A 23731-nucleotide genomic window follows, 5' to 3' on the forward strand; every position below is an offset into this window, starting at 1 on the left:
CGGGAGAGGTGTTCTGAACCGCGCGAGCGTTACCGCGTGAGTTTCTGGGCGTGCCGGTTGTCCGCGGTCGCATCCGCCTCCGACCAGGATTGCGGCTTGACCTTGTCGCCGGCCGCGAACTTCTGGAAACCTTCGACCACGACCTTGTCGCCGGCCTTCAGTCCTTCGGTGACGAACCAGATGCCGTCCTGAACCGAACCGGTGCGCACCGGCTGCACCGCGATGCGGTTGTCGTCCTTGACGACGAACACCTCGCTGCCGCCGCCGCCATTGCGCTGGATCGCCTGCTGCGGCACCGCGATCGCGTCGGAATCGAGACCCTGGTCGAGGCGCACGCGGACATACATGCCTGGCAACAGCTCACGCTTGGGATTGCGGAACTCGCCGCGCAGCGTCACCTGGCCGGTATGGGCGTCGACCTTGGCGTCGGAGAACAACAGCTTGCCGTCGAGCGAATAGATGGTGTTGTCGTCGAGCACGAGGCGCACCTTGGCGGCGTCGGCCGCGATGCGCTCGAGGTCGCCGCTCTCGAAGGCGCGGCGGAGCTGGTTGAGCTCGTTCACCGACTGGGTGAAGTCGGCATAGATCGGATCGAGCTGCTGGATGGTGGCAAGATTGGTCTCGTTCTGGACCGCGAGCGCGCCTTCGCTGACCAGCGCGGCACCGACCACGCCGTCGATCGGGGCGCGCACGGTGGCATAGTCGAGATTGAGCTTGGCGCGCGAAAGGTCGGCCTTGCGGCCCTCGACCTCGGCATAGGCCTGGCGTTCGGCCGCGATCGCCTTCTCGTTCTCGGCTTCCGGGGCCGCGCGATCCTTGGTGAGGGTGGCGATGCGGTGCGCCTGCTGTCTGGCCTGCATCAACCCGGCCTCGGCCTTGGCGACCGCGGCCTCGTTGGCCATCACCTCGACCTCGAACGGACGTGGATCGATGCGATAGAGCGCATCGCCGGCCTTCACCTCGCTGCCCTGACGGAACAATCGTTCGACCACGATGCCGGAGACACGGGGCCGCACGTCGGAGACGCGCGTCGGCGCGATGCGGCCCGGCAGTTCGCGCACCACGGCGCGCGGCTGCGGTTTGACGACGACAATGCTGACGTCAGGGTCGACCGGCGGGGCGGCGGACACCGCGGAGCTGGACTCGTCGCAAGCACCGAGCAGCGGCGCAAAGGCCGCGAGCAACACTGCAACGCATGCCGATCGCGCGCGAAGTCCTGACATGAAGTGGGGTGCCCCGATGTTGTTGAAACAGATCACGCTCCGCACCGGCCCGTTCTGGGCCATTTTGGCACGGCTGATGGCCCCAAGATAGAATGGACTTGCTGCGACGCAACGCATGGCGCGGGCGGCTCAATGTCACACGGCCTATCGTGCTGAGTTCAGGTTGCTTTTTGCGTCTCACCGGATTGTGAGTCGGGTTCCATTGCAACGTGCTGCGACAGAAGAGCGCAATTACCCCGCCGCCTTCATCCGGTAGTGGCTGACACCCCACTCCGTTCCATCGGCGTAGCCGAACAGGCCCGAGGTCGCGAGCAAGAACCAGCGCCAGCGCCGCAACCACAACGCGGTGTCCTCACCATGGACCCTGCGCAAGGCCGCCTCGATCGCATCGCGATGCGCGTCGAAATTGGCGAGCCAGTCGTTGGCGGTACGCTGATAATGCGTGCCGCTCCAGCACCATTCCTTCTCGACCGTGAAGATGTCGTCGAATTGCCTGACGAGGTGATGGCTCGCCATCACCCCGCCGGTGAAGACGTGCTGCGCGATCCAGTCTTCGCGATTGGCCCGGTCGAACAGATGGGAGCCGGAGCGATGGGTGACGATGTGCATGAACAGCCGCCCCTCGGGCGCAAGCCATGACCGCAGGCGCGTCATCAGCTTGCGCCAGTTCATCACGTGCTCGAACAGCTCGACCGAGACGATGCGATCGAACTGGGCCTCGGGCGCGAATACGTTCATGTCGCCGGTGAGCACGCGCAGGTTCAGCAAGCCGCGCAGCCGCGCCTCCTCCTCGATATGGGCGCGCTGCGCCTGCGAGCTCGACACCGCCGTCACTTTGGCATGCGGAAACTGCCGCGCCATCCACAGCGACAGCGAGCCCCAGCCGCAGCCGAGCTCGAGGATGGTCTGCCCGTCGGCGAGACCGGCATGGGCGACGGTCTGGCGCAGCGCCTCCTCCTCCGCCTCCTGCAGGGTGGTCGCATCGGTCTTGTAGAAGCAGGACGAGTATTTGCGGTTGGGGCCGAGCACCTGGGCGAAGAAGGACGCGGGCACCTCGTCATGGCCGGCATTGGCCGCATCGATGTCCTCGGCGATCGGCCGCAGCATCATCCGCCCGGCGAAAGCGGCCTCGTCGTCCACGCCCAGGGCGGACAGGCGGGTCGCCGTGCGCGAGCACATGCGCTGGATCGCGGCGCGGATCACCACATCCGGCAGCGGCACACGTTCGGCAGTCCCGATGATCGCGGAAACGACGCTCATGCGGCCACTCCGTCTCTGGCGGCAGGGAAGCGAAAATCCGGCTAAGCCTGTGGAATACCGAAGTTCTGCAGGATACGCAGGTATCAAAGCGCGGTTTCGGCTTTGGGTTCCAGATGCTCTCCCCGAAATCGGCGCATCCGGCGCTTTTTTTGGGCTGCCGCTGTGCCATAGTGCGCGCCGCAATCACGTTCGTAACGGATGATACCGGCCATGCCGTCTGGCACTTCGCCCCGCTCCCCCATGGACATCGAATACACCAAACTGTCCTCGCCCAGCGTCTTCCTGGTGCGGATGCTGGTCTTCCTGGTGCTCTGCGCGCTGGTGGGCGTGGTGCTGTACAAGCAGATCATCCAGGCCTTCTTCGCCAATCCGGGCCTCAACGCCCTGATCGGAGCGGTGCTGTTCATCGGCATCGTGCTGGCCTTCCGGCAGGTCATCCGGCTCTACCCTGAAGTCTCCTGGGTCAACAATTTCCGCATCGCCGATCCCGGCCTCGCGCCTGCCCGCCACCCCAAGTTGCTGGCGCCGATGGCGATGATCCTGGGCGGCGAGCGCATCGGGCGGATGACGATCACCCAGACCACGATGCGGCATCTGCTCGATTCGATCGCGACCCGCCTGGACGAGGCCCGCGACATCTCCCGCTACATGACCGGCTTGCTCGTCTTCCTCGGCCTGCTCGGCACCTTCTGGGGCCTGATCGAGACGGTCGGCTCGGTCGGCAAGGTGATCGACGGGCTCAAGGTCGGCGGCGATTCCGGCGCGCTGTTCGACACGCTGAAAGAGGGCCTCGCCGCCCCGCTCGGCGGCATGGGCATCTCGTTCTCGAGCTCGCTGTTCGGCCTCGCCGGCTCGCTGATCCTCGGCTTCCTCGATCTGCAATCGAGCCAGGCGCAGAACCGCTTCTACACCGATCTCGAGGACTGGCTCGCCACCACCGTGCGCGAATATGGCCATGGCGAGGTCGCGGTCGCCTCCGGGGGCGGCGGCGTCGCCAGCGGCGAGCTTCAGGCCGCCGTCGAGCGCTTGCGCTCCGTGCTCGAGGAAGGCAGCGCCAGCCGCGGCACCACCGCGGCGATGGCGAGCCTTGCCGAAGCGATCCAGGCGCTGGTCTCGCACATGCGCACCGAGCAGCAAATGATCCGCGAATGGGCCGACGGCCAGGGCGAGCAGAACCGCGAGATCCGGCGCCTGCTGGAGCGGATCGCGCGCCAGCCCGAGAAGGGTTAGGCGCTCTCGTGCCCCGGACGCAGCGCAGCGCGAAGCGGTGCGCTGCTGAGCCGGGGCCCAGTGCCAGGTGAGACATGGGTCCCGGCTCTGCGGAGCAGCGTTACACGCTGCACCGCGTCCGGGACACGAAAGAACGGAGAGATTAAAAATGGCTCTGGCGCGCAGCCGCCGCGGCGATACTTCCTTCAACTACTGGCCCGGCTTCGTCGACGCGCTGTCGACGCTGGTGCTGTCGATTGTGTTCCTGCTGTCGGTCTTCCTGGTCGTGCAGTTCTTCCTGTCGCAGGAAGTGACCGGCAAGGACAAGGCACTGGAGCAGCTCAACGCCAAGATCGCCCAGCTCAACGAACTGCTCTCGCTGGAGAAGCTCGGCAAGCTCACGCTCGACGACCAGGTCTCGTCATTGAAGGCGGGCCTCGCCTCGGCCGAGAGCGAGCGCGACCGCATCAAGGGCCTCTATGACGGCCTGGCTGCCGCCGGCAACGACGCGCAAGGCAAGACCTCCGAGCTCGGCAAGGCGCTGGACTCCGAGAAGGCGGTTTCGGCGCGGGCGCTGGCGCAGATCGAGGTGCTGAACCAGCAGATCAGCGCGCTGCGGCGGCAACTCGCGGCACTGGAAGAGGCGCTCGATGCATCCGAGAAGCGCGACAAGGAATCGCAGAACCGGATCGCCGATCTCGGCTCCCGCCTGAACGTGGCCCTGGCGCAGCGCGTGCAGGAATTGTCGCGCTACCGCTCGGAGTTCTTCGGCCGCCTGCGCGCCATCCTCGGCAACCGCCCGGACATCCGCATCGTCGGCGACCGTTTCGTGTTCCAGTCCGAGGTGTTCTTCGACACCGGCCAGGCGACGCTGCTGCCCGAGGGCCGCGCCGAGCTCGACACCCTGGCGACCGCGCTGATCGAGCTCGACAAGAAGATCCCCAGCGAAATTCCCTGGGTCTTGCGCGTCGACGGCCATACCGACGTGCGGCCGGTTAGCGGTGCAAACTTCAAATCCAACTGGGACCTGTCGGCGGCACGTTCGATCTCGGTGGTGCAATACCTGATCTCGCTCGGCGTGCCGGCCCAGCGCCTCGTCGCCGCCGGTTTCGGCGAATTCCAGCCGCTCGACACCGGCAACACGGAAGAGGCCTACAAGCGCAACCGCCGCATCGAGCTGAAGCTGACGGAGCGGTAGTGAGCCCTGCCCTCCACCTCCGCCCCTACCGCCCAGAGGACGAAGCAGCCTCGATCGACCTCTGGCACCGCACCTGGCAGCGGGCCTATCCGCAGATCGATTTTGCCGCGCGGCTGGACTGGTGGCGCGAGCGCTGGCGCAAGGATCTGGTGCCGAAGGCCTCGATCGTCGTGACCGAACAGGACGGCGCGCTGACGGGGTTCGTCACCATCGACGGCGACGGCTATCTCGACCAGCTCGTGGTCGATCCGGATCACTGGGGCTCGGACGCGGCGCGGCTATTGGTGGATGAGGCCAAGCGGCTGTCGCCGTCAGGCGTCACGCTGCTCGTCAACAAGGACAATTCCCGCGCCATCCGCTTCTACGAGCGCAACGGCTTTGCCCATGCCGGCGACGATGTGAACCCGACCTCGGGCCGGCCGGTGCTGAAGATGATCTGGCGGACGTGACGCCTGTCACGTCGGGATCGAACGGCGTCCGTTATTCGTTGTGGTTGGAAGCAGCAATGACAGCGGATGGAGACGATCGATGCGGTTGAGCGACCTCGCCAAGGGGTCTTCGGTCTTTCTGGCCGTCATCGTCGCCGGCTATGTGTCGACGGCCTATGTCGACCAGCGCCTTGCTTCGCCGCCCAAGACGACGGGCCAGCCTGCGCCGACGAGCAGCCCTGCTCCATCAGCCTGCGTCGATGCGGACGGCAGCTGGAAGAACTGGCCGTGGCCGAACGTGCCGACGCTCTCGCCGAAGTGCCGGTAAGTCCGAGCCCTCACCACAGTCTCAACTGTCATGCCCCGCGAAGGCGGGGCATCCAGTACGCCGCGGCTTCTCGGTTCAATCACTGCTGTCTCTGGAATACTGGATTCCCCGCCTTCGCGGGGAATGACACCGTCACTGGGGCAGCGATCGCACCGCCTCACGCCCCCTCGAACTGCAGCCTCGCGAGCCGCGCATAAAGCCCATTCGCGGCCACGAGCTCCGCATGCGTACCCTGCTCGACGATCTTGCCCTGGTCCATCACCAGGATGCGGTCGCAGGAGAGCACGGTGGCGAGGCGGTGCGCGATCACCAGCGTGGTGCGGTGGCGCATCAGCTCTTCCAATGCGGTCTGCACCAGCGTCTCGCTTTCGGCATCGAGCGCGGAGGTGGCTTCATCGAGCAACAAGAGCGGCGCATCGCGCAGGATGGCGCGGGCGATGGCGATGCGCTGACGCTGGCCGCCGGATAGCGTCACGCCGCGCTCGCCGAGCGGGGTGTCGAAGCCTTCGGGCAGGCGGCGGATGAACTCGGCGGCATGCGCGAGCTCGGCAGCGCGCTCGACCTCGGCATCGGTCGCATCGGGCCGGCCGAAGCGGATGTTCTCGCGGGCGCTCGAGGCGAACACGTTGGATTCCTGCGGCACCAGCGCGATGCGGGAACGGAAGTCGCGGGGATCGGCCGACCTGACCGGCACGCCGTCGAGCGAGATCGCGCCGCTGCGCGGATCGTAGAAGCGCAGCAAGAGATGGAAGATCGTGCTCTTGCCGGCGCCGGACGGACCGACGATCGCGACCTTCTCGCCCGGACGCACGGTGAACGACACGGCGTCGAGCACCTTGACGTCGAGCCGCGCCGGATAGGCGAAGCTGACCTGGTCGAAGCCGACCTCGCCGCGCGCCGGCACCGGCAGCGCGCGCGGTGACGCGGGCGCCTTGATCTCGGGCTGCACGTGCAGGATCTCGAACAGGCGCTCGGCCGCACCTGATGCCGCCGAGACTTCGCCCCAGACCTCGCTGAGCTGGCCGAGGCCGGCGGCGGCAAACGCAGCATAGAGCACGAACTGGCCGAGCCGGCCCGGCGAGATCGCGCCTGACAGCACGTCATGCGAGCCGATCCAGAGGATCGCGACCACGCTTGCGAACACGATGAAGATGATGATGGCGGTGAGCACCGCGCGCGCCTGGGTCGAGGTGCGCGCGGCCTCGTAGGCCTGCTCGACTTCGCCGCCGAACCGCTTTTCGGCAAACCGCTCGCTGGTATAGGCCTGCACGGTGCGGATCGCACCAATCAGCTCGCCCGCATAGGCGGAGGCCTCGGCGAGCGTGTCCTGCGCATTGCGCGACAGACGCCGCACCCAGCGCCCGAAGGCGACCAGCGGCAGCACGATCAGGGGAATGGCCAGCAGCACGAAGCCCGACAGCTTCGGGCTGGTGATCACCATCATCGCCGCCGCGCCGAAGAACATCATCAGGTTGCGCAGCGCGATCGACACCGAGGCGCCGACGGCGGATTTGAGCTGGGTTGTGTCGGCGGTGAGCCGCGAGATCAATTCGCCGCTGCGCGCGGAATCGAAGAACGCCGGCGAGAGCGACAGCAGATGCGCGAACACATCGTGCCTGAGGTCGGCGACGATACGCTCGCCGATCGTCATCACGAGGTAGTAGCGCGCGGCGCTCGCCAGCGCGAGCACGGCGACGACCGCGATCATCACCGAGAAGTAGCTGTTGATCAGCTCGATGCCCTCGGGCGTCAGGCCGAAATCGATCATCCGGCGCACCGCGACCGGCACCAGCAGCGTCGTCAGCGCAGCGATCGTCAGCGCGACGAAGGCAAGCGCGGCCCGGCCGCGATAACGATTCACATAAGGTGCGAGCGCGAGCAGCGGCCGCAGCTTCGCGCGACTCCTGGCGGGCTGCTCGATCAGCTCGGCCTCGATCGACGGGGCCTCGGCCGCCACGGTCTGGCCCTCATCGCGGTACCGATCGTCAAGCCGTTCCACTGCGCTCATGACATCCGACCCAAGGAGACAAGTTAACTCCACATAGGCCGGTGCAAGGGTAGTGGCAAATCCGGTATGTCCCTTAGGGGACTGCCCGGTTCCCCTTTGGCCACAATGGCTTGTTTTGAAGGGTCCGCTGGGGTATAGAGCCGGCCAAATCCGTCATTCGATAGCCACTCAAGCAAGGCGCAGGTCGCCCTAGGAATTGCCATGAAAGCCGAAATTCATCCGGATTATCATACGATTAAGGTCGTGATGACCGACGGGACCGAGTACCTGACCCGCTCCACCTGGGGCAAGGAAGGCGACACGCTGAACCTCGATATCGACCCGAAGTCGCACCCGGCCTGGACCGGCGGCAACGCCCAGCTGATGGATCGCGGCGGCCGCGTCTCGCGCTTCCAGAAGAAGTTCTCGGGCTTCCTCAAGAAGGATTGATCCGGCCGTTTCGGCCGCGACGAAAAACGCCCCCGGGAGACCGGGGGCGTTTTTGTTTTCCATGAGGCCGCAGCTCAATCTCTCCCCGTCATCCTGAGGCGCGAGCCAGGCGACGCAACGCGTCGCGTGGGGAGCCTCGAAGGATGCACGGCCCGCAGATGCAGCCGGGCCGTCGCCCTTCGAGGGCCGCTGAAGAAGCGGCCACCTCCAGCGACAATGGCTTCGCCATTGCGCGGGGGTGACGGTCGGACAACAAATGCGCGGATTACAGCCTACCGCTCGAACGCGGCCTTCAGCGCGTTGAGCTGCGGCACCAGCGGGTTGCCGATCGCGATGTGCTCGGCCGGCGGGGTGTGGATGGTGGTGTCGAGACGGCGGACGCGGGTTTGCAGGCTCATCGAGCGGTGGATCAGGTCCTGGAGCTGCGAGGGCAGCTTCTCGATGGTGTCGGCGGGGCCGGGATCGGCGGCGGTCAGCTTGACCTTGGTCTTCTCGCGGTTGGCCTGGACCAGCGTCATCTCGCCTTCCTTCACCGCACGGTGCAGCAGCAGCCAGGAGGCGAGCTGCATCAGGCGGGTGGTCAGGCGCATGCTTTCGGTTGCATAGGTGAGGCTGACGGCGCGATCGAGCGCCTTGGCCTCGGTGCGGCCGGCGCCGTCGAGATAGGCGGCGGTTTCCTCGACGAGGTCCATGCCTTCGCGGAACAGCGTGCCGAACGCCGCAGAATTGGTGAACCGCTCGCTGAGTTGAACGAGAGCGCCGTCGGCTTGCAAACGTTCCATGGTTAACGCCCCTTACGCAACTGTTTACCTGTCCGGCTTTGCGCCGGCTTATGATGAACAAATCATTGCGCGCTGGGAGCGCGGAGTCCAGCGACAAGCGCGGATATGGTTTCCGCGCGTCTTTCCTCGGAATTCAACCGCAACTGGTCGTTTTTTGAAAGCGCTTGAACGCAAAAAAGAGCCGCCGGAAGACCGGCGGCTTTGAAAGTTGATAACAGGGAGGCGTCAAACAGAGTGGACAGGAGCCACTCGGTGTCCAAACGAGGACAGTTCCAGTCATAAACGCGAAAGCTTAATCGACGGTAAACGAACGATTTTTTTGAGGGTTCGTTAGCCATGTCGGCCAGAGGCCGAGTGCGCTGCGGAACAGTCTCTCCATCGTCGCCCCGGCGAAGGCCGGGGCCCATAGCCACAGGCGGGAGTCGTCGGGGAAATGCTCGCTCCGAGTCTTCGCCAAACTGCTTGCACGGAGTATGGGTCCCGGCCTGCGCCGGGACGACAGCCGTCATGCGGCGACCTACGACTTGAAAATACTGTTCGCCGCATCGCGCGAGGCGCGCTTCTTGGTGGCGGCTTCTTCCAGTCTGGCGATCTCGGTCTTGAGCAGGGCCACGCGCTCGGTCAGCTCCTCCACGGACAACAGTGAGAGATCCTGTCCGATTTCATGCGTGATCTTCTTGCGCGGGCGGTCGTCGTCTTCGATCGGCATCCTCGTTCCTCCTGCGTTGCGCGAACCACACGGCTGAAGCGGTTGCCAGCGTGGACCGCGCTGGCTAAGCAATGGCCTCGTTGCATCCCGCACCTTTGCTCAAGGACACATCATGGACAAGCTGCCCGCGCAAATGACCGTGGTCGCCATCTCCAAGCCCGGCGGGCCGGAGGTGCTGGTGCCGGAACAACGTCCCGTTCCGCAGCCCGGTCCCGACGAGATCCTGGTCAAGGTGCAGGCCGCGGGCGTCAACCGGCCCGACGTCGCGCAGCGCTCCGGCGCCTATCCGCCGCCGCCCGGCGCCAGCGACCTCCCGGGCCTCGAAATTGCCGGCGAAGTGGTGGCCGTCGGCAGCAACGCCAAGCGGCACAAGATCGGCGATAAGGTGATGTCGCTGGTCGCCGGCGGCGGCTATGCGCAGTACTGCATTGCCCAGGACGCCCAGGCGATGAGCGTGCCGCCGGCGCTGTCGATCAAGGAAGCCGGCGCGCTGCCGGAAACCCTGATGACGGTCTGGCACAATGTGTTCGAGCGCGGCGGCCTGAAAGCCGGCGAGACGCTGCTGATCCATGGCGGCTCCTCCGGCATCGGCACCATGGCGATCCAGCTCGCGAAGGCGTTCGGCGCAAAGGTGTTCGTCACCGTGGGATCGCAGGACAAGGTCGATGCCTGCCTCAAGCTGGGTGCCGACCGCGCCATCAACTACAAGACCGAAGACTTCGTCGCCGTGGTGAAGGAAGAGACCGACAAGGCCGGCGTCAATTTGATCCTCGACATGGTCGCCGGCGAGTATGTCGACCGCAATTACGACGCCGCCGCAGTCGACGGCCGCATCGTCCAGATCGCGACCCTCAACGGCCCCAAGGTCAGCGTCAACATCGCCAAGGTCATGGTCAAGCGCCTGACCCATACCGGCTCGACGCTGCGCCCCCGTAGTAATGCGGACAAGGCGGCGATGGTGGCCGCAATCGAGGCGAAAGTGATGCCGCTGCTGCGCGAGGGCCGGGTCAAACCGGTGATGGACAGCGCTTTCCCGCTGGAAAAGGCGGCCGATGCCCACCGGCGCATGGAGACGAGCGCACATATTGGCAAAATTGTGTTGGAGGCCTAGGCCGCTGACCCACAGGGCAAGGCGGAAACCCTTTGATTTTCCTTGCTTTCGTGGCATCTATCGCGACGCACCGAACCAATTGCGTCCGGTCTGAAATCGCCTTCTAGAGTCGTCTTGCACACAAAGTTTGCGTCGAACGCGGAGAACCGACCTTGCGTCTGATCAGGTGCCTCGCGCCCATCGCGCTGGGCCTCATGATTGTTGTCGCCGCGCTTCCCGCGCGCGCGCTCGACGCCGTCAGCGTCCGCGGTGACGCGCCCGCGATCGACCTCACCGGCGTGCTCGAGCATCAGCGCAGCGACGCCGACCGCATCCAGGTCTCGACCGCGCCCGGCACCGACGGCATCGTCCGCCGCATCGAGGTGCGCGCCCGTGAAGGCGGCCAGAACTGGGTGGTGTTCGCGCTCGCCAACAACACCGACGACCAGCTCGACCGCCTGATCGTCGCCCCGCATTACCGTATCGTGTCCTCGGGACTGCTGTGGCCCGATCTCGGGCTGTCGCGCATCGCGACCATCACGCCCTCGACCGGCGACCGGCCCGAGCGGCAGGAAAGCCCGACCGCCGACGTGTTCCGCGTCACGCTCGACCCCGGCGCCGTCATCACCTTCGTCGCGGAACTGCGCACCGACAAGCTGCCGCAGCTCTATCTGTGGGAGCCGGAGGCCTACAAGGACAAGGTCAACTCCTTCACGCTCTACCAGGGCATCGTGATCGGCATCTCCGGCCTGCTTGCGCTGGTGCTGACCATCCTGTTCGTGGTCAAGGGCAGCATCATGTTCCCGGCGGCCGCGGCGCTGGCCTGGGCGGTGCTGGTCTATATCGGGGTCGATTTCGGCTTCTGGGGCAAGGTGCTCGACATGTCGAACAACGCCGAGCGCATCTGGCGCGCGGCGGGTGAAGCGATCCTGGCGGCGACGCTGCTGGTGTTCCTGTTCGCCTATCTCAACCTCAGCCGATGGCATGTGCGCTATTCGCACATCACGGTGGGCTGGCTCGCCTTTCTCGGCTCGCTGGTCGCGCTCGCGCTGTTCGACCCGGCCGTCGCATCCGGCATCGCGCGCATCTCGCTGGTGCTGATCGCCTTCGCCGGCTTTGCGCTGATCGTCTATCTCTCCACCCATGGCTTCGACCGCGCGGTGCTGCTGATCCCGACCTGGTTCCTGCTGGTGGTCTGGGTGGTCGCGGCCGGCATGACGGTGGCGGGCTCCGTCACCAACGACATCGTCGGCCCGGCGCTGCTCGGCGGCCTCGTGCTGATCGTGATGCTGATCGGCTTCACGGTGATGCAGCACGCCTTCGCCGGCGGCGGCGCCACCACCGGCGTCGTCTCCGACATCGAGCGGCGGGCCCTGGCGCTCGCCGGTTCCGGCGATCTGATCTGGGACTGGGACGTGTCCGCCGACAAGGTCTTCACCAGCCCCGAGACCGAAGCCCTGCTCGGCCTCAAGCGCGGCACGCTGGAAGGCCCGGCCGCATCGTGGCTGGAGGTGCTGCATCCACTCGACCAGGACCGTTTCCGCGCCGCGCTCGACAGCGTGCTCGACCAGCGCCGCGGCCGCCTGGTGCAGGATTTCCGCCTGCGCACCCCGGACGGCCACTTCATGTGGTTCGCGCTGAAGGCACGCCCGGTGGTCGGCTCGGACGGCGAGGTCTCGCGCGTGGTCGGCACGCTGACCGACGTCACCGAGCTGCGCAATGCCGAGGAGCGCCTGCTGCACGATTCCGTGCATGACAACCTCACCGGCCTGCCCAACCGCAAGCTGTTCATGGACCGGCTGGGTGCGGTCGCGCATTTCGCCAAGACCATGCCGACGCTGCGGCCGACGCTGATGGTGATCGACCTCGACCGCTTCAAGCAGGTCAACGATTCCGTCGGCATCGCGGTCGGCGATTCCATCCTGCTGACGCTCGCCCGCCGCCTCACCCGCATCCTGAAGCCACAGGACACGCTGGCGCGGATGGCCGGCGACCAGTTCGGCCTGATCCTGCTGTCCGAGCAGGATCCCGCCCGCATCACCGCCTTCGCCGAGACCATCCGCAAGACCATCCGCGCGCCGATCGCCTTCAACGACCGCGAGATCTTTCTCACGGCCTCGATCGGGCTCGCCCTTTCTGATCCTCAGACGCAATTGACGGACGAGATCATCAAGGACGCCGAGCTTGCGATGTATCACTCCAAGCGCATCGGCGGCGACCGCATCGACGTCTACAAGCCCGCCATGCGCGCGCGAAAGACCGACCGCCTGACGCTGGAGAGCGAGCTGCGCCGCGCCATCGAGCGGCAGGAGATCACCATTCTCTACCAGCCGATCGTGCGGCTCGAGGACCGCTCCGTCGCCGGCTTCGAAGCGCTGGCGCGCTGGGACCATCCGAAGCTCGGGCGCATGGCGCCGTCGGAATTCATCACCATCGCGGAAGAGACCGGCCTGATCATCGATCTCGGCATGTTCGTGCTCGACCAGACCGCAAAACAGCTCTCGATCTGGCAGCGCGCGATGCGCTCGCGCGAGCCGATCTTCGCCTCCGTCAACGTCTCGTCGCGGCAGCTGCTGCGCCACGACCTGATCCACGACATCCGCACCGTGCTGTCGCGCTCCTCGGTGGCGCGCGGCACGCTCAAGCTCGAATTGACGGAATCGCTGGTGATGGAGAATCCGGAGCACGCCGCCCAGATGCTGACGCGGATCCGCGAGCTCGGCACCGGCCTGTCGCTCGACGATTTCGGCACCGGCCATTCCTCGCTGGCCTACCTCCAGCGCTTCCCGTTCGACACCATCAAGATCGACCAGTCATTCGTGCGCACGACCAACCGCGGCACCCGTCCGGTGATCCTGAAGTCGATCATCGCGCTCGCGCACGACCTCGGCATGGACGTGGTGGCCGAAGGTGCCGAGACCGATTCCGACGCGGTCGAGCTCTACCAGATGGGCTGCGAATACGCGCAGGGTTTTGCCTTCGGCGAGCCGATGGACGCCGATGCCGCGATGCGCCTGCTGACGGAAGTGCGGCTGGAAGCGGCGAGCTGATCTCGCCCTCTTGTCTTACCCTCCCCCTCCAGGGGAGGGTCGGCGGCTTCGCCGCCGCGCTACCTCCGCCGGTCGATCTTCAGCTTCGTGAACCGCACGCTCTGGCCGTCCGGCATCCGCACCGCCTTGAAACCCGCGGCGAGGCAGGCCTCGCGCTGCGGCATCTGGATGTCGGGGCTGCGCGAGGTATCCCACCACGAGGCCCGGTTCGCCGCGCGCGGCAGGGCGGCGCCGATGATCTCCTCGATCTGTTCGAAGGTCAGCACGAATTCGGCCTGCTTCTGCCGCAGCAGATGGTCGCGCAACGCGTCGTAGTCGATCACCATCGTCCTTTCGTCCGAAACCGGATCCGCCCGGTCAGGCCTGCCTGAAACCGTGAGCCGCATAAACCGTTTCTTAACTCATTGCGACAGCGTCGTCCTGCCTTAAACACTACTCAAGCTTTCGGGCGCATCCACTAATGTCGGGAGCAAACGATGTTGTCTGGATGGCGCGAAGTCACGGCCCGCCGGCCGTGGCGGGTTTCGGCGAAGCTGCTGATCATCTCGTCCGTCGTGACGGTGATCGGCTTTTCCGCCGTTTGCGTCAACGTGATGCTGGACATGCGCCGGGGCGAGGAGGCGCTGGCCCGCCAGACGCTGGAAAACCTGGCGACGACCATCGAGTCCGACGTCAGCCGCAACATCGAGATCTACGACCTGTCGCTGAAGGCCGTTTCCAGCGGCATGCTGCTGCCCGAAATCGCCACGGTCTCGAAGTCGATCCGCCACCTCATCCTGTTCGACCATGCAACCACGGCACGGCATTTCGGCGCCATCCAGGTGTTCGATGCCGACGGCAGGCTGACCATCGACGCTTCCTCGCTCGATCCCCTGCCGGAGAACCGGAGCGATGAGGACTATTTCAGGGTTCATCGCGACAATCCGGGCGCGGGCCTCTTCATCAGCCGCCCGATGCTGTTCCGTGGCGCCTATTCCATCGTGCTCAGCCGGCGCATCAGCGACACCGACGGCGGCTTCCTCGGCGTCGTCGCCGGCTCGATCCGCTTCAGCTATTTCCACGAATTGTTCGAGCGCCTGAGCCTCGATCCCCAGGACACCATCACCGTGCTCAAGCGCGACCGCACCATCATGATGCGGCGGCCGTTCGATCTGGACGTGATCGGCACGAACCTCGCCGAGCGCCAGAGCTGGAAACCGGACAATCTGAAGATCGGCGGCGCGTTCGCCGGACAGGGGCCGATCGACGGCACCCCGCGGCTCTATGTTCGCAGCAGCGGAAGCAATCCGCTGTTCGTGGTGGCGGGCAAGCCCCTGAGCGCCGTGTTCGCGCTGTGGCAGAGGGAGGCACTTCGCATCGGCGCCGTGGTGCTCGCGCTTGCGCTGTTCGTGCTGGGCTCGACGCTCGTGCTCGCGCGCGAGATCGGCCGCCGCGCCGAAGCCGAGAGCAAGCTCGAGGAGATGGCGACGACCGACGCGCTCACCGGCCTGAGGAACCGCCGCAAATTCGACCACGTCATCGACAGTGAATGGCGGCGCGCGATGCGCCAGAAGACGCCGCTCGCGCTCTTGATGATCGATGCCGATCACTTCAAGGCCTACAACGACACGTTCGGCCACCAGGCCGGCGACCAGGTGCTGGTCGGCATCGCCATCTGCATTTCCGACTCGGTGCGGCGGGCCGGCGACTGCGCCGCGCGCTATGGCGGCGAGGAGTTCGCGGTGCTGCTGCCGAACACCTCGGCCACCGACGCCTTCAAGGTCGCCGAGGCGATCCGCGGCAAGGTGCAGGGCTGGTCCGACGACACGGCGACGTCGACCGTCTCCTGCGGCATCGCCAGTCTCGTCCCCGCCGCCGTCATGGACTGGTCGGTCCTGGTCGCAGCCGCCGACAAGGCGCTCTATGCGGCGAAGGCGGGCGGGCGTAACCAGTCGGTGGTGGCAAGCTTGCCGAAGCTGTCGCTGGTGGCGTGAGTCTATTCGGTGCAGGCGGTGCCTGCGCGCCTCACCCCCGCTGTCGTCCCGGCGAAGGCCGGGACCCATAACCACAGGGAGGAATTTGGCGAAGACTTGTCGTTCGCACTAAGAGCGACCGCAATCGACAGATCACGCGGTGATGGGTCCCGGCCCCCGTGCGCAATCGCGCACTAGGCCGGGACGACGTTGAGGCTACTGTCCCAGATACTTCTTCATCTCCGCGATCAGCCCGTCACGCAGCTCCGGCCGCTTCAGGCCGTAGGCGATGTTGGCGCGGAGGAAGCCGGGCTTGGAGCCGCAATCATGGCGCTCGCCCTCGAACTCGACGCCGTAGAATTTCTGCGATCTGGCGAGGCCGATCATGGCGTCGGTGAGCTGGATCTCGCCGCCGGCGCCGCGCTCCTGCGTTTCCAGGATCTTGAAGATCTCGGGCTGGAGGATGTAGCGGCCGGTGATCGAGAGGTTGGAGGGCGCGGTGCCCTTGGCCGGCTTCTCGACCATGCCGTCGACCTCGAACATCTTGCCGGTGCGCTTGCCGACGCCGCAGATGCCGTATTGATGGGTCAGGTGGTCGGGCACGGCCTCGACCGCGATCAGGTTGGATTTCTCGCCCAGCGAGGATGCCGTCTCGATCATCTGCTTGAGGCAGCCGGGCGTGTTGAGCACGAGCTCGTCGGGCAGCACGACCGCGAACGGCTCGTTGCCGACGATGTCGCGTGCGCACCAGACCGCGTGCCCGAGACCGAGCGGTGCCTGCTGGCGGGTGAAGCTGACGGCGCCGGCTTCCGGCTGGTTCTGCGCCAAGATCTCCTGCTCGGCCTTCTTGCCGCGCGCAGCCAGCGTCGCGTCGAGCTCGAACATCCGGTCGAAATGATCTTCGATGACGTTCTTGTTGCGGCCGGTGACGAAGATGAAGTGCTCGATGCCGGCCTCCCTCGCCTCGTCATAGACGTACTGGATCAGCGGCTTGTCGACGATGGTCAGCATTTCCTTCGGCATCGCCTTGGTGGCGGGCAGGACGCGGGTGCCGAGGCCGGCGACGGGGAATACGGCTTTGCGAATTTTCATGGGATCGATCGAATACCTGAGGACGTGAACGGAGCAATGGCATCTTGCTAGCTTGTTTGCAGCCGCCAACAAAGGCGGATGTGGGGCCTCGCGATCATAGAGTTAAGAAAAAAGCAGCCAACAAAATTTCATCTTTGTTAAGCTATTGGCAACCGGTACCGGGCCTCCTGATGGCGGATTTTTGGCCGGACAGGTGGGACATGATGCATTCGATGGCAGAGCTGGCAAAACGTGCTGGATCCGTGACCGGCGGAGCGCTGGTTGCGGCTGCCTTGCTGCTGCCGGCCTGCGCGCAGGCCCAGGCCCAGAACGGCCTGTCGAACCTGTTTGGCGGTATCTTCTCCGGCTCGAGTCCGGCGCCCGCGCAAGCCCCGCCAGGCCCCGGCGGCGCGCTGCCCTGGAGCGGCGAGGACGGCGCCTCCGGCCATCCGCTGATGACGGCGGCGGCGATCCGCGAAGCTGCCGGCAATTTCAACAATTGCGTCGCCGGGATGTGGCCCGATGCCGCACGGCGCGGCATCACCCAGGAAAACTTCCAGCGCTTCACCGCGGGTCTCAGCCCCGACCTGCGCATCATGGACCTGATGGACTCGCAGCCGGAGTTCACCAAGTCGATCTGGGACTATCTCGACATCCTCGTGAACGACAATCGTCTCGCCAAGGGCCGCGAGGTGCTCGCCAAATACAAGGCGCAGTTCGATGCCACCGAAAAGGCCTATGGCGTCGACCGCTACGTCATCGCCTCGATCTGGGGCATCGAGTCCAATTACTCGACGCAGATGGGCGACCGCAGCGTGCTGCAATCGACCGCGACGCTCGCCTGCATCGGCCGGCGCCAGGCCTATTTCAAGGACGAGTTCCTGTCAGGCCTGGAGATCCTCAACCGCGGCGATCTGCGCCCCGAGCAGATGCGCGGCTCCTGGGCCGGCGCCTTCGGCCCGACCCAGTTCATGCCGACCGCGTTCAAGCGGTTTGCGGTGGACGGCGACGGTGACGGACGGCGCGACGTCGTCGACAATCCCACCGACCTGATCGCCTCCACCGCCAACAATCTGAAGAAGGACGGCTGGCAGACCGGCCAGAGCTGGGGCTACGAGGTCGTCGTGCCCCAGGGCTTCAACTACATGCTGGCCGATCGCGCCAAGGCGATGACGATGGCGCAGTGGGAAAAGCTCGGGCTCAAGCGCCCGACGGGCCAGCCCTTTCCGCATCCGGCGGAGAAGGCCTATCTGCTGGCGCCGGCGGGCGCGCAAGGGCCGGGCTTCCTGATGCTGCAGAACTACCGCGTCATCATGAAGTACAACCCGGCCGAGGCCTATGCGCTGGCGATCGGCCATTTCGCCGACCGCCTGCGTGGGGGGCAGCCCTTCGTGCAGCCCTGGCCCCGCCAGGAACGGGAGCTGTCCCGCACCGAACGGCTGGAGCTCCAGCAGCTGCTGGCCCAGCGCGGGTTCTACAAGGGCACCCCGGACGGCCAGTTCGGCGGCCAGACCCGGGAAGCCCTGCGCAACTTCCAGGCCTCGATCGGGGTCCCCGCGGACGGTTTTGCCTCCTCGGACGTGCTGGACCGGCTGCGCGGGCGGTAAAATCGGCCCGAAAGTAACCCTGAACAGGGATTTTGCCTGCCGGCCTTGACGGGAGCCGCTGTTCCCCGGTGTATGGCCAAAGAATCTGCAGCGGAATCTGCCCGTTTGCGGCCTGATTCCGTTACTATATTGAGCTGCTTCCAGACCCCATTGCGCCTGCCCGAGATCGCATGTCGAAGAAGTCCCTGTTCAAGGCGCTGACCGAGACCGGCCCGTTGATCGCGCTGGGGACGGCGCTTGCGATTCTGGTCTCGGTTGCGGGACCGGCCTCGGCGCAGTTCTTCAACTTCCCCGGCTTCGGCGGTCCGCCGCAGCGCTCGGCTCCGCCGCAGCAGCGGGGCGGCGGCCGCGACGGCGGCTGGTTCGGCGGCGACTTCTTCGCGCCGTTCCAGCAGCAACAGCCGCAGGCGCCGCGCCAGGATTTTTCGCGCGCGCCGGCGCCAGCCAAGCGCGACACGACGCCCGACAAGAACGTGCTGGTGATCGGCGACGCCATGGCCGACTGGCTCGCCTATGGCCTGGAAGATGCCTACAGCGAGCAGCCCGACATGGGCGTGATCCGCAAGCACAAGACCACGTCCGGCCTGATCAAGTACCAGCCGAAAGGCGAGCCCTCGGACTGGGCGGCAGCCGCCAAGGGCATCCTCGAGACCGAGAGGCCCGACGTGATCGTCGTCATGCTCGGCCTCAACGACCGCATCGCGATCCGCGAGGCGGCGCCCGACAAGCCGGCAGACAAGGACAAGGACAAGAAGAACGACAAGGGTGCGCGCGCCAAGCCACAAGGCAAACCTGACGCCAAACCTGGCGACGCCAAGCCCGACACGGCTGCCAAGCCGGACGACAAACCCGCCGACACCGACCTGCCGCAAGACGACGCCGATAACGCCGACACGCCTGCGGCCACGCCTGAGAAGACCGCGCGCAATCCGAACGGCCTCTACGAATTCCGCGACGAGCGCTGGGTCGAGCTCTACGGCAAGAAGATCGAGGAACTGGCCAACGTGCTCAAGGCCAAGGGCGTGCCGGTGCTCTGGGTCGGCCTGCCCGCGATCCGCGGCCCCAAGGGTACGGCGGACATGCTGTTCCTGGATTCGCTGTATCGCGAAGGCGCGGCCAAGGCCGGCATCACCTATGTCGACGTCTGGGACGGCTTTGTCGACGAAGCCGGCCGCTTCCTGCAGAAGGGTCCGGACTTCGAGGGCCAGATCCGTCAGCTGCGCAGCTATGACGGCGTGTATTTCACCAAGCCGGGCGCGCGCAAGCTCGCGCACTATGTCGAGCGCGAGATCACGCGCCTGCTTGCAGGACGCTCCGGTCCGATCGCGCTGCCGAGCGAGCCTGCGACGCCCGACACCAGCGCCGAGCCTGGCAAGCCCGCGCCGCGGCCGCTGGCCGGCCCGATCGTGCCGCTGGTGGCGGCCTCGATCTCGACCGATCAATTGCTGGGCGGACCCGGCTCGCGTCCCGCCGCCGTCGATGCACTCGCCGCGAAGACGATGGTGAAAGGCGAGCCGCTGGCGGCCCCCGCGGGCCGCGCCGACGATTATGCCTGGCCGCGCCGCGAAGTCGGCCGCGAGCAGGCCAAGGGCGATACGCCGATGGCGGCGACGACGCCTGACGGCGCTGCTGCTCCGGGCACGCCGGGAGCGGCCGCTGCGATCGCGCCACAAAAGCTCGCGCCGAAGAAGCCGCCGGTGGTGCAGCAGCCGGCACAGGCTCAGCCGTCAATTCGCGACTTCTTTGGCTTCGGTTCGCCGCAGCCAGCGCCGCGTCAACTGGCGCCCGCGCCTGGGCCGCGCAACCCGAATCCGAACCCCGCGATCCCGCGTCCGCCGGGCAATGTCGGGCGAGCGGCGGAAGTGGTGCGGTAATCGATCTCGTGTCCCGGACGCGTCGCAGCACCTCTTGGTGATGCGACGCAGAGCCGGGACCCAGCTTCTTCCAACATTCACAAAAAAGAATCGGCCCCGGCTCAGCAAAGCAGCGTTTCACGCTGCATTGCGTCCGGGGCACGAGAGTGCGTGTTTGCGGCGATTAGCCGTAATAGCGCCAGCGCGGCGGCGGGCGACGGGCGGGGCGCGACATCAGCAGCGCGAGCGCAAAGCCGATGCCGCCGGCGATCAGAAGCGAGCCGAGCGGATTGTCCTGCACCTTCCTGGAAATCGCCTGCGTGCCGTCGCGAAAAGTCTCGCCGCTGTTGTCGTAGGCATCCTTGGCGTAGCCGGCTGCGGTCTCACCGGCGTCACGCACGGCATCCTTGGCCTGGCCGTAGAGATTCTGCACGGTGCCGGCAGCTTCGCGCGCCTTGCCCGATGCCTGTGTCTGCGCATCGCCTGCGAGATCACCGACGGCGCCTTCCGCGCGGCCGGCGAACTCCTTGGCCGATCCAACAATTCGATCCTTGTCCATGTGGTCCTCCTCGGGGGTCAGCCGGGGTAACCGATCAGGCGCAGCGCAGTTCCAATGCACGACGAAAGTGTGTGCCCATACGAAAGTGCGTAGCCCGGATGGAGCGAAGCGCAATCCGGGACAGCACCCACCGCCTTGAAGAACCCCGGATTACGCTTCGCTCCATCCGGGCTACAAGATCGGCTACAGGATGAGCCCGCCATCCACGACCAGCGTCTGGCCGATGATGTAGGACGACAGCGGCGAGGCCAGGAACAGCGCCGCGCCCGCCATGTCGGCCGGCGTGCCCAATCGCCGCAGCGGAATGCGCGACAACGCGCCTTCGAGCCGCTTGGGATTGTCGGTCGTCACCTTCGTCATCTTGGTGTCGACGAGGCCGGGCGCGATGCCGTTGACGCGGATGCCGTCCTCGGCCCAGGCCTCGCCCAGCGTGCGCGTCAATCCGACCGCACCGGTCTTCGAGGCATTGTAGGCGGGATTGCCCATGGTGGAATGATAGGCCGCGGTCGAAGACACCATGATCAGCGCACCCTTCGCATCGCGCAACATGGAATGAAACCGCGTCGCGCAGGCCATCAGGCTCATCAGATTGACCTCGACGACCTTGCGGAAACCGCTCATCTCGAACTCGCCGCGGCGATAGATCACGGCACCTTGTGCGAGGACGAGGATGTCGAGCCGGTCGAAGGACGGCTTGAAGGCTTCGATCGCGCCGGCATTGCTGACGTCGAGCTGCGCGTAGGCAAGGCCGGTGAGATCGGAGCCATCCTCCGCCGAATATTCCGCAGGCCGGACACGCGTACCGCAGACCGTGACAGCTGCGCCTCGGGAGCGAAAGGCCTGCGCGATGCCGTTGCCGATGCCGCTGGAGCCGCCGACGACCAGCACCTGCTTGCCTGTGAAATCCAGCTCGTTCGCCATCGCGGCCTCCCCTTTTGTCTTGCTTGTTTGACCTGTCTGCGGATCGATGCCAGCCTTGTCAATCTCATAACAAGAAGCAACAGGACGCGAGGAAGCAGCATGTCCGAATCCAGGGAGCTCAGCCGGTCCGTGAAGGGCCTGACCGTTCTCGTCACCGGTGCGGCGAGCGGCATGGGGCGCGCGACCGCGCGCGTGTTCGCTGCCGAGGGCGCGAACGTCGCCGTCACCGATTACGATGAGCAAGGCGCGCATGTCGTCGCGAAGGAGATCGCGGCGAGCAGCGGGGCCGCGAAGGCCTGGAAGCTCGACGTCGCCGACGGCGGCGAGATCAAGCGCGTGGTTCATGACGTCGCCGCGCATTTCGGCGGGCTCGACATCATCGTCAACAATGCCGGCATCTCCGTGCGTGTCGCGATCGACGATGAGGCTTACGAGGACGCCTGGGCCAAGGGCATCGCGGTGATGCTGACGGCGCATCCGCGCATCATCCGCGCCGCGCTGCCATATCTGCGCAAGTCGAAGTCTCCGCGCATCGTCAACATCGCCTCCACTGAAGCGCTCGGCGCCACCGCCTTGCACAGCCCCTATTCGGCCGCGAAGGGCGGCGTGGCGAGCCTCACCCGCTCGCTGGCGGTGGAGCTCGGCCGCGAGGGCATCACCGTCAACTGCATCTGTCCGGGGCCGATCCGCACGGCCATCACCGACCGCATCTCCGAGGAGCACAAGACCATCTACGCCAAGCGCCGCACCGCACTCGGCCGCTATGGCGATCCCGAGGAGGTCGCGCATATGACGCTGAGCCTGTGCCTGCCGGCCGCCTCGTTCCTGACCGGCGCGGTGATCCCTGTGGATGGCGGCCTGATGGCGCGCAACGCGTGAGCGGCATCGGAGGTGCGTAGCCCGGATTGCGCTACGCTCCATCCGGGCTACGGGCTGCCATGCGCAGCTAGCGTTGACAACGGTGGAAGCAGGAGTAGCTTTTTCTTCAACAGAGCGGGACCAACCGCTCGCGGTCCGCGGGAGAAAACGCCATGACGATCGCCATCCGGCAGCTTCAGACACATTTTGTCGGCGAGGTTTCAGGCCTCGATTTGCGGAAGCCGCTCACACCGGATGAGGCCCGCGAGGTCGAGGCCGGCATGGACAAGTATGCCGTGCTGGTCTTCCACGACCAGGACATCACCGACGAGCAGCAGATGGCGTTCGCGCTGAACTTCGGCGAGCGCGAGGATGCGCGCGGCGGCACCGTGACGAAGGAGAAAGACTACCGGCTCCAGTCCGGCCTGAACGATGTCTCCAATCTCGGCAAGGACGGCAAGCCGCTGGCCAAGGACAGCCGCACGCATCTGTTCAATCTCGGCAACTGCCTGTGGCATTCAGACAGCTCGTTCCGCCCGATCCCGGCAAAATTCTCGCTGCTGTCGGCGCGCGTGGTGAACCCGAAGGGTGGCAACACCGAATTCGCCGACATGCGCGCGGCCTACGACGCACTCGACGAGGAGACCAAGGCGGAGATCGAGGACCTCGTCTGCGAGCACTCGCTGATGTATTCGCGGGGATCGCTCGGCTTCACCGAGTATACCGACGACGAGAAGCAGATGTTCAAGCCGGTGCTGCAGCGGCTGGTGCGCACCCACCCCGTCCATCGCCGCAAGTCGCTGTATCTGTCGTCGCATGCCGGCAAGATCGTCAGCATGAGCGTGCCCGAGGGACGGCTGCTGCTGCGCGACCTCAACGAGCACGCGACGCAGGGCGAATTCGTCTACGTCCACAAATGGAAGCTGCATGATCTCGTGATGTGGGACAACCGCCAGACCATGCACCGCGTCCGCCGCTACGACCAGTCGCAACCCCGCGACATGCGCCGCGCGACGGTGGCGGGGACGGAGCCGACGGTGCAGCAGCAGGCGGCGGAGTAGGCCCAAACTCCGTGTCGTCCCGGCGAAGGCCGGGATCCATATCCCAGAGAGGGAGTTGTCGCACGAAGCTGACAACTCCGAGTCTTCGCCAAGCCACGTTCGGTGGTTATGGGTCCCGGCCTTCGCCGGGACGAC

At 66.0% G+C, this 23731-nt stretch carries 21 protein-coding genes; 12 read left to right on the top strand and 9 right to left on the bottom strand.

The window, feature by feature from the left end; translation table 11 throughout:
• Nucleotides 1-29 precede the first annotated feature (29 nt).
• Together AC1RUR_RS14310 and AC1RUR_RS14315 are read right to left on the bottom strand one after the other, a co-directional pair.
• Entirely contained in the window at nucleotides 30-1223 is a 1194-nt protein-coding gene (locus AC1RUR_RS14310) for an efflux RND transporter periplasmic adaptor subunit (RefSeq protein ID WP_492844945.1), read from the bottom strand.
• A 231-nt stretch (nucleotides 1224-1454) separates the two neighbouring features.
• On the bottom strand, nucleotides 1455-2483 hold the full coding sequence (locus AC1RUR_RS14315) for an SAM-dependent methyltransferase (protein WP_492844947.1): 1029 nt from the start codon (nucleotides 2481-2483) through the stop codon (nucleotides 1455-1457).
• Nucleotides 2484-2693: 210 nt separating this feature from the next.
• Between AC1RUR_RS14315 and AC1RUR_RS14320 the strand changes: the two genes are divergently transcribed.
• The 4 genes from AC1RUR_RS14320 (at nucleotide 2694) to AC1RUR_RS14335 (ending at nucleotide 5646) form a co-directional block, all read left to right on the top strand.
• Nucleotides 2694-3713: a flagellar motor protein MotA gene (locus AC1RUR_RS14320; RefSeq protein ID WP_492844949.1), complete on the top strand. Its 1020-nt coding sequence runs from the start codon at nucleotides 2694-2696 to the stop codon at nucleotides 3711-3713.
• 148 nt (nucleotides 3714-3861) lie between these two features.
• Nucleotides 3862-4890, top strand: coding sequence for a peptidoglycan -binding protein (locus AC1RUR_RS14325; protein ID WP_492844950.1), 1029 nt, complete (start codon nucleotides 3862-3864; stop codon nucleotides 4888-4890).
• A complete protein-coding gene (locus AC1RUR_RS14330; RefSeq protein ID WP_492844952.1) occupies nucleotides 4890-5339 on the top strand; it encodes a GNAT family N-acetyltransferase in 450 nt (149 codons plus the stop codon). Before AC1RUR_RS14325 ends, AC1RUR_RS14330 begins: the two co-directional genes overlap by 1 nt.
• 79 nt (nucleotides 5340-5418) lie before the next feature.
• Nucleotides 5419-5646, top strand: coding sequence for a hypothetical protein (locus tag AC1RUR_RS14335; protein WP_492844954.1), 228 nt, complete (start codon nucleotides 5419-5421; stop codon nucleotides 5644-5646).
• 157 nt (nucleotides 5647-5803) lie between these two features.
• On the opposite strand, the gene AC1RUR_RS14340 is transcribed toward AC1RUR_RS14335, so the two are convergent.
• A complete protein-coding gene (locus AC1RUR_RS14340; protein ID WP_492844956.1) occupies nucleotides 5804-7654 on the bottom strand; it encodes an ABC transporter ATP-binding protein/permease in 1851 nt (616 codons plus the stop codon).
• Between the two features lie 201 nt (nucleotides 7655-7855).
• Here AC1RUR_RS14340 and rpmE point away from each other — a divergent pair, with 201 nt between their 5' ends.
• Entirely contained in the window at nucleotides 7856-8083 is a 228-nt protein-coding gene (gene rpmE / locus AC1RUR_RS14345) for a 50S ribosomal protein L31 (RefSeq protein ID WP_027530154.1), read from the top strand.
• A gap of 272 nt (nucleotides 8084-8355) precedes the next feature.
• Here rpmE and rcdA read toward each other — a convergent pair whose 3' ends face one another.
• Nucleotides 8356-8865, bottom strand: coding sequence for a protease adaptor protein RcdA (rcdA, locus tag AC1RUR_RS14350; RefSeq protein WP_492844958.1), 510 nt, complete (start codon nucleotides 8863-8865; stop codon nucleotides 8356-8358).
• Between the two features lie 517 nt (nucleotides 8866-9382).
• Nucleotides 9383-9574: a DUF1192 domain-containing protein gene (locus AC1RUR_RS14355; RefSeq protein ID WP_492844960.1), complete on the bottom strand. Its 192-nt coding sequence runs from the start codon at nucleotides 9572-9574 to the stop codon at nucleotides 9383-9385.
• A gap of 112 nt (nucleotides 9575-9686) precedes the next feature.
• Here AC1RUR_RS14355 and AC1RUR_RS14360 point away from each other — a divergent pair, with 112 nt between their 5' ends.
• Both AC1RUR_RS14360 and AC1RUR_RS14365 read left to right on the top strand, forming a co-directional pair.
• Nucleotides 9687-10685 carry an NAD(P)H-quinone oxidoreductase gene (locus tag AC1RUR_RS14360; protein ID WP_492844961.1) on the top strand — a complete coding sequence of 333 codons (999 nt, stop codon included), beginning with the start codon at nucleotides 9687-9689 and terminating at the stop codon, nucleotides 10683-10685.
• Between the two features lie 152 nt (nucleotides 10686-10837).
• Complete coding sequence (locus tag AC1RUR_RS14365; RefSeq protein WP_492844963.1) at nucleotides 10838-13714, top strand: EAL domain-containing protein; 2877 nt, start codon at nucleotides 10838-10840, stop codon at nucleotides 13712-13714.
• Between the two features lie 59 nt (nucleotides 13715-13773).
• Here the strand turns inward: AC1RUR_RS14365 and AC1RUR_RS14370 are convergent, their stop codons facing one another.
• Nucleotides 13774-14037: a DUF7662 domain-containing protein gene (locus tag AC1RUR_RS14370; RefSeq protein ID WP_492845284.1), complete on the bottom strand. Its 264-nt coding sequence runs from the start codon at nucleotides 14035-14037 to the stop codon at nucleotides 13774-13776.
• 153 nt (nucleotides 14038-14190) lie between these two features.
• Here AC1RUR_RS14370 and AC1RUR_RS14375 point away from each other — a divergent pair, with 153 nt between their 5' ends.
• Nucleotides 14191-15687: a sensor domain-containing diguanylate cyclase gene (locus tag AC1RUR_RS14375; protein WP_492844965.1), complete on the top strand. Its 1497-nt coding sequence runs from the start codon at nucleotides 14191-14193 to the stop codon at nucleotides 15685-15687.
• 195 nt (nucleotides 15688-15882) lie between these two features.
• On the opposite strand, the gene AC1RUR_RS14380 is transcribed toward AC1RUR_RS14375, so the two are convergent.
• A complete protein-coding gene (locus tag AC1RUR_RS14380; RefSeq protein WP_492844967.1) occupies nucleotides 15883-16758 on the bottom strand; it encodes a UTP--glucose-1-phosphate uridylyltransferase in 876 nt (291 codons plus the stop codon).
• A 203-nt stretch (nucleotides 16759-16961) separates the two neighbouring features.
• Here AC1RUR_RS14380 and AC1RUR_RS14385 point away from each other — a divergent pair, with 203 nt between their 5' ends.
• Both AC1RUR_RS14385 and AC1RUR_RS14390 read left to right on the top strand, forming a co-directional pair.
• Nucleotides 16962-18344: a lytic murein transglycosylase gene (locus tag AC1RUR_RS14385; protein ID WP_492845286.1), complete on the top strand. Its 1383-nt coding sequence runs from the start codon at nucleotides 16962-16964 to the stop codon at nucleotides 18342-18344.
• A 170-nt stretch (nucleotides 18345-18514) separates the two neighbouring features.
• On the top strand, nucleotides 18515-20218 hold the full coding sequence (locus AC1RUR_RS14390; RefSeq protein ID WP_492844969.1) for an SGNH/GDSL hydrolase family protein: 1704 nt from the start codon (nucleotides 18515-18517) through the stop codon (nucleotides 20216-20218).
• A 163-nt stretch (nucleotides 20219-20381) separates the two neighbouring features.
• On the opposite strand, the gene AC1RUR_RS14395 is transcribed toward AC1RUR_RS14390, so the two are convergent.
• Together AC1RUR_RS14395 and AC1RUR_RS14400 are read right to left on the bottom strand one after the other, a co-directional pair.
• On the bottom strand, nucleotides 20382-20756 hold the full coding sequence (locus AC1RUR_RS14395) for a CsbD family protein (RefSeq protein ID WP_492844971.1): 375 nt from the start codon (nucleotides 20754-20756) through the stop codon (nucleotides 20382-20384).
• Between the two features lie 183 nt (nucleotides 20757-20939).
• Nucleotides 20940-21677: an SDR family NAD(P)-dependent oxidoreductase gene (locus tag AC1RUR_RS14400; protein WP_492844973.1), complete on the bottom strand. Its 738-nt coding sequence runs from the start codon at nucleotides 21675-21677 to the stop codon at nucleotides 20940-20942.
• Nucleotides 21678-21776: 99 nt separating this feature from the next.
• On the opposite strand from AC1RUR_RS14400, the gene AC1RUR_RS14405 reads away from it, so the two are divergent.
• Nucleotides 21777-22556, top strand: coding sequence for an SDR family NAD(P)-dependent oxidoreductase (locus tag AC1RUR_RS14405; RefSeq protein ID WP_492844975.1), 780 nt, complete (start codon nucleotides 21777-21779; stop codon nucleotides 22554-22556).
• A gap of 152 nt (nucleotides 22557-22708) precedes the next feature.
• Nucleotides 22709-23596, top strand: a complete 888-nt coding sequence (locus AC1RUR_RS14410; protein ID WP_492844977.1) for a TauD/TfdA dioxygenase family protein — start codon at nucleotides 22709-22711, stop codon at nucleotides 23594-23596.
• Nucleotides 23597-23731: the final 135 nt, after the last annotated feature.

The organism is Bradyrhizobium sp. GW821-FHT12B03, assembly GCF_058807535.1.